The sequence below is a fragment of the Micromonospora sp. NPDC001898 genome (assembly GCF_042891255.1).
GTDB lineage: Bacteria > Actinomycetota > Actinomycetes > Mycobacteriales > Micromonosporaceae > Micromonospora.
This window is the reverse complement of record NZ_JBIATC010000038.1, coordinates 1-9329: the sequence shown is the minus strand read 5'-3', so window position 1 is coordinate 9329 and position 9329 is coordinate 1. Positions and strand designations below refer to the sequence as shown.

Annotated in this window: 4 protein-coding genes and 1 tRNA gene; 2 read left to right on the top strand and 3 right to left on the bottom strand. The window is 66.6% G+C overall.

Features of this window, described 5'->3' with window-relative positions; genetic code table 11:
- Positions 1–279 precede the first annotated feature (279 nt).
- Positions 280–4221 (top strand): hypothetical protein, encoded by a 3942-nt coding sequence (locus ACFYZF_RS30400; RefSeq protein ID WP_387026594.1) that lies wholly within the window; start codon positions 280–282, stop codon positions 4219–4221.
- A 320-nt stretch (positions 4222–4541) separates the two neighbouring features.
- Here ACFYZF_RS30400 and ACFYZF_RS30395 read toward each other — a convergent pair.
- Positions 4542–4613 (bottom strand) — tRNA-OTHER (locus ACFYZF_RS30395).
- 372 nt (positions 4614–4985) lie between these two features.
- On the opposite strand from ACFYZF_RS30395, the gene ACFYZF_RS30390 reads away from it, so the two are divergent.
- On the top strand, positions 4986–6242 hold the full coding sequence (locus tag ACFYZF_RS30390) for a DUF6880 family protein (RefSeq protein ID WP_387026593.1): 1257 nt from the start codon (positions 4986–4988) through the stop codon (positions 6240–6242).
- Positions 6243–6351: 109 nt separating this feature from the next.
- Here the strand turns inward: ACFYZF_RS30390 and ACFYZF_RS30385 are convergent, their stop codons facing one another.
- Together ACFYZF_RS30385 and ACFYZF_RS30380 are read right to left on the bottom strand one after the other, a co-directional pair.
- A complete protein-coding gene (locus ACFYZF_RS30385) occupies positions 6352–8250 on the bottom strand; it encodes a DUF4209 domain-containing protein (RefSeq protein WP_387026591.1) in 1899 nt (632 codons plus the stop codon).
- A 107-nt stretch (positions 8251–8357) separates the two neighbouring features.
- Positions 8358–9050 carry a hypothetical protein gene (locus ACFYZF_RS30380; RefSeq protein ID WP_387026589.1) on the bottom strand — a complete coding sequence of 231 codons (693 nt, stop codon included), beginning with the start codon at positions 9048–9050 and terminating at the stop codon, positions 8358–8360.
- Between the last annotated feature and the right edge of the window lie 279 nt (positions 9051–9329).

Below are 9329 nucleotides of genomic sequence, written 5' to 3'. Positions count from 1 at the left end.
CCGCCTCGCCACCGCCAGCCGCATAGCCCCACGAGCAGGACCTCTACCCCGCGGCCAAACCCACAACGGACATGCCCTTCCGAACCACCCTCTGACAAGTTCAACGACAAGGTCGACGTCTGGAAGCAAACGATCCCGGGCGCAGACAGGATCACCTTCGAGCTGGTCCAGGGCAGCGACCTGCTTGACGAGCTGGCCAAGCCGGAGCACGAGGGCCGCCGTTGGTTCTGGTGGGGCGAAACTGTCCTCGGCCACGACTGGCTGCGCGATCACCACACCGTGCAGGCGGAGGCGGCCGGCGAGAAGTACCGACCGGATTTGCAGGTCGACGTGCCCATCCAGGAGGATCTGCTGGCGCTCGGTTTCGACGCCAGCGTGCGCGAGCAGCTACAGCAGCTGGTTCACGAGGTAGGCGCGGGTGTCGCCGAGTCGCGGCGCTACCCGACGGCCAGGCCCAGCCCGTTGTATATGGCGGTGGTGCAGGCAGCGGACCGACTCGCCAACGCGGCCGCCGCGTTCGATCTGCAGGCCGGTGATCCCGCAGCCGTGCTCGAGCGGCTCGACACCCTGCTGGAGGAGGTGCAGCGGGCGGCCGAGCCACTCATCGAGCGGGACCGGGCCACCGTCGGGAACGGGCATCAGGTTCGGCACAGCACCGACTTCCGTGACCTCCTCAAAGCCGTCCGCGAGCTGTCGTCGTGGCTCGACTCCTCCCCCGGGCAAACCCTGCGCCGCCGGGCCTACTTCCTCTCCGGCGTGGCCGGGTCCGGCAAGACCCACCTGCTCCTCGACGCGACCCGCCGCGCCCTCGAGCAGGGCCGGCCCGCCGTGTTCCTGGCCGGTGCACAGCTCGGCCGGGGCGAGTTGTGGGCGAGTATCTGCGACCAGCTGGGCCTGGAGAACCTCGGCGCCGACGGCCTGCTCAAGGCCATGGACACCGCCGGGGAAGCCGCCGCCAAGCACGGCAGCCGTTTTCTCCTCATCATCGACGCGGTCAACGAAACCGCCCCGGCGGACTTCTGGGCCTCCCGCCTGCCGGCGCTGCGCGCCAAGGTCGCCCGGTATCCACATGTCGCCCTGGTGGTGTCGTGCCGCGACACCTACCAAGACATCGTCTCGGACCACGCCGAGCGGGCACGATTTCACCAGCGCGCGCACCCTGGCTTCGCCGGCCACGAGGTCGAGGCCACTCTCAAGTACTTCGCGCACTTCAAGCTCGAAGCGCCAAAGATCCCGCTGTTGACGCCGGAGTTCACCCTGCCGCTGTTCCTGCGCATGTACTGCGAGAGCGTCGCGCACGCCGGCCGGGCCGCCGGCCACGAAGGCCACCAGGGCCGGGTGGCGATCTTCGAGCAGTACCTCGCCGCGAAACTCGCCGTCGTCGCACGCCGACTCACCCGAGACGCGGTCTCCGACTATGAACGTGACGCCGCCCGCGCCCAGGTCCGCTTCTCCTTGGACGCGCTGCTCGACGAGATGGCACTACTCGGGCGAGAAGGACTGACCATCAGCGAGGCCGACACGGTCGTCCGGCCCGTGTTAGACGGCACTGCGGTGTCTCCGGCCAAGCTCCTCGGCCTGCTGCAGGACGAGGGTGTCCTCACCCGAGAGCATCTGTACCTTGGCTCCGACACGTTCGGCGACGGCATACGGATCGCCTTTCAGGCGTTCTCCGATTTCCTGCTGCTCACGCGCCGCCTGACCGCCTCGCCGAATCCGCTCACCGACACCGACCTGCACCGATGGCTGGCCCAGGCCGCCAGCGGGGGCATCTTGGAAGCCGCCACCATCGTGTTTCCCGAGGTCTACAACACCGAGCTACCTGACCTGCTCAACCTGGACCTCCGGCGCGCCAGCCATGACGAGGAGTCTCGACAACGGATCCGCGTCCGGCGCCTCTACCGCAGCTTGACGGCCATGCTGCCTTACAGGGCCGCCACCGCGGTCACCGAACGAACCATCGAGCTGCTCAACGTTACCCCTGGGCTCTCGCCCACCGATGCCTACCGGGTGCTGTTCGCCATCGCCCCGCAGCCGGGCAACCTGCTCAACGCCGAACGCCTGCACACCCACCTCACCCGCATGCGCATGCCCGAACGCGACACCGTCTTCGGTTTCGCCACCTATCACGAGCTGTTCGACGACACCAGCCCGGTGCCGCGCCTCGCCCGATGGGCCGCCGCCGGGCCCTACCCCCATTACGACCCCAAGGTCATCGAACTCGCCTGCATTCCGCTGTGCTGGCTGCTGTCCTCGCCGAACAGGTACATGCGCGACTGGATCACCAAAGCCCTCGTCCAGCTGCTGCACGGGCACCTCGACGTGATGCGCGCCCTGGTCGAGCGGTTCTGGCGCATCGACGACCCGTACGTGCTGCAACGCGTGATCGTCATCGCCTACGGCGCCCTGCTGCGCAGCGCCCCCTCGCACGCCACCGACGCGGCGGCCCTGGCCACCACCGTGCACACCCGCGCGTTCAGCCGGCCAGTCCCCGCCGATGAACTGCTGCTGGACGCAGCCCGCGGCATCACCCGCTGGGCCATCGCCCACCAGCTCCTTCCCGACACCGCCGCGCGCGCAGCCGAGCGCCCCTACGGCCTCCCGATCCCAGGAGCGGCGCCGACACAGGCGACCCTCGATGCCAAATACGGCCGGTACGACGACATGCCGCCCGAGCATGACTACCTGTCGGTCTTCATCTCGGTGCTCAGCATGGGCGACTTCGGCCGCTACGTCGTCGAGTCCGGCATGCACCACTTCTCCCGGCACCGCATCGGCCAGCCCCGCCCCGACCGCCGGACCGGCTACGCCCGACCGCGGCTCATCAAGTCCCGCTGGGCCGCGTTCCTCGCCTCCCTCAGCCCGCAGCAGAAAACCGAGCACGCCGCCTTGCTGGCCGACCCCCAACCTCACGCCATCGCCCTACGCCGCTACAAACTCAGCACAGGGCAAGACCCATTCACGGCCGAGCAGCAGCAGCTTCTCGACGCCGCCTGGAAATACCCGAAAATTGTCAACAACGACTACCCAGCCGACCATGCCCGCCGGTGGGTCTTCCACCGAACCCTGAACCTCGGCTGGACCCCGGCACGCTTCCGCGCCAAAGACCGCACGATCGGGCACGGCCGAGGCCGGGAAGGCCACAAAAGCGAACGGTGGGGCAAGAAGTACCAATGGATGGCCTACCACGAGCTCCTCGCCCGCGTCGCCGACAACTACCAGAGCGCCCACCGCTACGGCGACTCCACCACCTACGACGGCCTGTACCGCCTCATCGGCGACCGCGAAATCGACCCCAGCCTGCCTCCGATCGACTTCCGCGCCTTCAGCGAGCACGACGGCCAAGACGCGACCGCTTGGCAGCCACCCATGATCAGTCTGGCCGGCTGGCCATCAGCCAACCTCGACTTCCGCCGCTACCACGGCAACATCCAGAAACTGTTGGCTGACACCGACACCGAACCCACCATCGACAACTCCGCGTTCCTGCACGACACCAACGGCACCGACTGGATCGTGCTGGAGAGCTTCACCAAGACAACCGACCCGGCCGCCCACAAGAGCTGGCGTGGCCTGCAGCAGGCCTGCTCCGTCGACACCCTACTCATCGCCAGCACGGACGCGAACCCGTTCCTGACCGCCCTCGCCGAGCAAACCCGGCACGGGACCCTCGACCTGGTCGACAGCCATGGCCATGTCGACTGCTGCTACGTCGGCGAAATCGGCCGCACGGGCCCACCCTGCGACCACCGCCACGCCGGCTTCGAGACGGTAACCGTGGCCGACAAACACTTCGCCATCGGCCGTACCGTCGAGCCGTACGCGTGGGAGGGCAGCATCTACGACTGCTCGATCGGTGAGACCGCGAGTACGCTGCTGCCCTCCGCACTGCTCCAGCAGACAGCCGGGCTGACCTTCGACATGCGCGGGCCAAGCTGGCTCGACACTCAGGAGTCACCGGTATTCACGTTCTACCAGGAGCCCGGAAGCAGTAACCGAGCCCTGTTGGTCCGGGCCTCTTACCTGCGCGAGCTCCTCGCCGAACGCGATCTCGAACTCGTCGTGCTACACGCCTTCGAACGCATGGAACTCAAAGACGACTACGACCACGACGGCCCCTTCCCCTCGATCAACGCCTCCGTCGAAGCATGCCTGAGCTCGGACCTGACCGTGCACACCGGTCGTCCGCGCCGGGATGAGCGCGACGTGCTCCTCCCTTGATGAGACGATATCGCCGAATCCTCGAGAAGCCGACCATCGCTGTAACCAGTCGTGTGACCACGGCCAATCAGGTGCGGTGACTACCGTCGACAGGGGCGTCTGGGCCTCGATCGGGTGATTCGTGTGTGCGGGCAGCTGGCGGCCGTGTCGGCGCGCCGGCAGCGTATGGAGATGGAGCGACGTCCATATCGATCGGACCTGTCAAACGCTCCGATGGGTAGCGGCATACTCGTACGTCACCGCGTCACGAACGCCGACGCCAGCCGTTCCCACCGGGTACACAGATCCCACCTGCGGAACCTTCTGACTGCTCTCCATTGCCAGCGTAGCGGGCCTCGTCCCCGCGCCCTCCAGGCAAGAGCCCTGTGCTCTACGAACTGAGCTACACGCTGCCGCGACGGCCCGAACGAACCGCCGGCAGACCATAGAACACCGCCACGAACCTCTCCACGCGACGTGCCAAGATCGACCACCCAGACGCCCTCGGCCAGAAAGCACAGGTTCGGACCCCTCGCCGGGGGTGGAGGAGTACAAGTGTCCGGATTGACACGTACCGATGCCCAACTTGGATTTGGGTCTGATCGGCGTCATCCCGCTCAGCTGATCTCAGCCTACTGAACTGGAGCGGGGCTCAGGCCGTTGGCCCGAGCCCCGCTTCGGATCCAGGAAGGTCTTCTCGACCGTGATCGCTGGCAGGTCGGTTGGCCTCGCGGCCGTGTCGCTCGGCCCACCGGGGTGGCCTGCGTGTCTGGTGTGATGTACCAGTGAGGGTGCAGGGCGACAGCGAGTTGACGGTGCTGGTGGATCGGTTGCGGCGGGATCGTCGCCGTGATCCGTACTCAGGCCGGGACGCCTACTCGCGCACGGCGCGTGAGGTCGCCGACCGCTGCGAGAAGTTGATCGACGTGGGTGAGGCATCGGTCGCGGTGCCGGTACTGCGCAAGGCGGTCGATCGGATGACCAGCGCCCTGATGTACATGGACAGCTCCTCTGGCGTGCTCGGCAACGACCTCGCGTACCTGATGGAGGTCTACGCCCGGGCGTGTCGGGCCGTGCCGCCGCGGCCGGCAGGGTTGGCGGCGTGGCTGGTGAAGCTGGTGTGTGACGGCCCGGGCTGGCCGGACGTGGTGCTGCGCGAGTGGGCTCCGGCGCTGGGGCCGAAGGGCCTTGCCGAGGTCGCGCGGTTGGTCAACGAACGTGCCGCCGCCTCGACCGAGCCCAATGACTGGCATCGGCAATGGGCGGTGCGGTACCTGCGGGAGCAGATCGCCGAGGCCTCCGGCGACACCGACCGCTACGTACAGGTCCTGGCGGAGCATCTGGTCAGCGCCGACCAGTACGGACGGATCGTCAAGGTGTTGGCTCAGGCGCATTGCCCTGCCGAGGCGATCGGCTGGGCCCGACGCGGACTCGCCGCTCACCCGTCGGGTCATCAGGCTGTGGCGCTACGGGACCTGCTCGTCCGGCTGTTGATCGAGACCGGTGAACCGGAGGCGGCGGTGGCCGAGCGCCGGACGGCGTTCGATGTCCAACCGACGATCGACAACTTCCGGTCGCTGCTGGCCACGGTGGCCGACACCGATCGGGACGCCGCGCACACCGAGGCGGCGTTGACGGTGGTACGCGAGCGCGCCGCAGAGCAGGCGGGATATCTGCCCCACTTGATCGGCGTGCTGATCCTCGCCGGTCGTGACGACGAGGCCTGGCACACCGTGCTCGCGCGCTGGAACGAGATGCCCGCTCGGCAGCGCGTCGAACTGGCGGAGTTGCGACGGCGGACCCACCCGGCCGAGGTACGCGAGCCCTACCAGGCGCTCATCGACGCCCAACTGCTCGACTCCTACGACAAACGCCGCTACGACAAGACGATCACGCTGCTGTCCCGCCTGCGCGAGGCGTACGAGGCAACCGGCGAGAGCACCCGATTCGACGCGTACCTGGAGACGTTGCGCGCAGAACACCGCCGCCGGCCGACGTTCCTGGCCAAGCTCAACGCCGCCCGCTTCCAGTCCGGCCGATAGGGTGTGCCTGTGGCGGTCCGCATCGACGTTGAGGCGTTTCGTGATTCGATCCCCACGGCGGTGGGTCAGAATGTGCGGCACCTTGACTCTATCGCTCCCGCAGTGGCCCTCAGCTCGATCGCTCCACGTCCGTTGTCTCACCCGCAGAACCGGCCTCTGCCTGCGCCTTCATGAGCATGCGGTAGTAGGGCAGGACCACCAGTCGCAGGCACAACCACCACGCATAGACCGCTGCAGCACTCCACGACTGGGGGTCGTTGAGCAACCCGTGCGCCAGGTCGTTACGCAGGTTTGGGCCGAGCTGTTCGCACAGCAGGGCACGCAGTTCTAGGGTAAGATCAGGTCCCAGCAGCTGCAGGGACTCCGGCATCTCAAGCAGGGTGTTGAGCCCCTTCTCCGTCTCGACGCCGTTCTCGTCCACGAAGAGTGTGAAGATCCCGTGGGCCTTGAGGTAAACGCGCACCAGCTGCTCGACCTGGGGTACGAGCATCGAAATGGCCGACGGGAAGTCACGGGAAAGCCCGTGCCACAGCCCACGCGCCCACAGGCCGGCGTGCCCTGGGGGAACGGCCGGCGACTCGTAGCAGATGTCTGTGAGGAATCCGGTGTCGAAGCGATGTTCGAGCATCAGCACCTCGAGGGCAGGGTAGATGAGTGCCTTGACGTAGAGGTCGATCCTCCACCTAAATGACCGGACCACCTCGGCAAAGACTGCCTCGTCAGAAGGCTCACCCACGCCAAGCCCTGCCCGGCTGGCGACCTTCCGTGCATCCGTGCTAAATGTCGAGCTTGCGAACAGAGGCGACACGCTCCCCTGCATCCGCTTTCGCTCGTCGGCCATCTCCTTCGTGGCGTCGATCAGCGGGACGCTTCCTGCGAGACTTGCGAGTGCTTCGAGTCGCTCCTTCCCAGAAACCATCTTCCGCGCATCCTCAACGAAGGGAGTGATGTCGATCGGGTCCGACTGGATAAGCATCATCTCCTCTAGCGAGAGCTCCCGGATGTCAGCGAGCCGGTCCCGCAGCTGCTGGAGTTGCCCGTCGAGACCGCGCGCCGAGCGGTACTTCCGGGGAAGACCACGTATGGTCGCGATGGCCTTCTCGATAAACATGCCGACAACGAGTGCGCCCCTGTCCTGCGCTAGTCGCTCGTCCGCCTCGTCGATGTACGCTTGGGCGACGCGCTCGATGCACGCATTGGCGAGGTCTGTTTCGCCCGCCCGCGAGAACCAGGTACAGGCATGGCGCTCGTACGCGCGCCTGAGCCGATGGTTCGCGGCGACAGTAGTGGCAAGCGACACGAAGTGGTCGGCCAGATCCCGAGGTGCCTGATCAAGGGACCTTACTTTGTGCAGCAGGTCCGAAATCTGGGTCAGCATGAAACCCGCAGAGCTATCCTTGGCAAGCAGAAACTCGGCCAGTTCCGTCGTCATCTCCATGACGGTCTGGCGGCCAGCTTTGCCTCGGCGCAGCGACAGCTCAAGCGCCCGTCGCCAGCTGTCACGACCCGCCTCAAGCCAGGCGTCGCGCTCCAGCGGCACCGAGCGGTAAGCATCAACCGCAGCGGACAGCAGATCGATGTTGCGCCGGTTGCCGTAGGACCACGTGATGTCAGCGGCCCTGGCCCTCAAGGCCGGCTCCTCAATGAGGGGCACGAGGCGCGCCAGTAACTCGAGCTCCAACTCGCTGAAGTCGTCCGGGACGAACGATCGGCGGTTCCCGATCTGCATGGCGGGCGCGTACGGCTCCGTCCAGTTGTCGGGAACCAACATGGGGGACGCCGCCTTCGCTAGCACGTCCAGCACGCGCGTCCTGAGGCCGTCCTCTCCTTCATCTATCCGAGCTTCAGCGCTCAGGCGGGAGAGGTCATGCGAAAGCACCTCGGGGCATTCGTTCCCGCGTGAGATGCCATTCCCATCTACCATGGCGGGAGCCCACCACGATGGGTCGATCGACTCCTTCTCCGCCCCTCCGTCCGAGGCCGTACTCGTCACCTGTGTCTCCTCCATGCTCTCGCCTGTACGGGCCCGGCGCAGCGTGCCCGATCACGTTCCTTCAGCGGCAGTGCCATAGCCGGGCGCGACGAACCCGTGGACGGCCCGCGGCGGCCCAAGGATTAGTCGACCTTGCTCTCGGGGTCGGCGATAAACGCTAGGAACTCGATGCCGAGCGGAGTCGTCGCCGGCACACACAGTCCGCCAGCCGACATGATCCCGCTGAGCGACTGGTTGATAAGGCCAGCGGTGGTAAGCGCCCCGGCGTACCGGTCAATCAGATCGCGACGGCCGGCAAGCTCAGGCATACCGGCCTCGATGATGGCGGTCTTCGGGCCCATGGAGATGCCTGGCCGAGGCATTCTATGGGTGTCGAACCAGCCAGGCGGATCGGAGAGCAGCTGCAGCATTCGCACGTGGGTCGGGGTGAACCGGTCGATCATGTCGAAGAAAAGCTGCTGCTTGTCGACGTCCGGCGCGTCGGGCATCACGGAGTTGACGACCGCATTGCGCAGCACCTCGAGCTTCTCGGCGCGTGAGGTGCGGTCGGCGATTTGCGCGGCCGTGGTCAGCGCGTCCATGAACGCGTCCGCGCTAGTGAGCTTCGCGAAGTCGCCGACCTGCTCTTCGAGCTCGTGCACCTTCGCGGCCAGGTCGTTTAGCCATCGGGTGCGGCGGTCGGCAAGGTGCCGGCCAGCGAGTTCGTTGAAGGCGACCTGGAGCGCGCTGCCCGCGACGGGCACGAACGAAATGGCCATCTCGGCGGACTTCGCAAGCCCTTGCTTTCGGTCGCTGTCCTCGGGGTACTGTTCCACGCTGGGCATGATGCCCCACTGCCGCAACCTTGGTCCGGTAGGCGGGTGCTCGACTGCCTGCCCGATGCCAGTGCAGCATGCTGGTCGATGGTGCCCGAGCGGGCGTCGGGTGACCCGCAGCCCGCTTCCTGTCGGGGGCATTGCTACAGATCTTGAATGGCCAGGTTCGTCCGATGTGGTCTGTGTGAGAGGGTGGTTCGGTAGCCTTTGCCCATTGTGGGCTTGGCTCAGTGTGTGAATGCGAGCGATGGTCGTAACCGGTGAGGTCTCCATCGCGTT

What these genes read in the sequence shown, in the direction of transcription:
- ACFYZF_RS30385 (WP_387026591.1), bottom strand. Translation starts at nt 8,250, where the DNA reads ATGGAGGAGACACAGGTGACGAGTACGGCCTCGGACGGAGGGGCGGAG.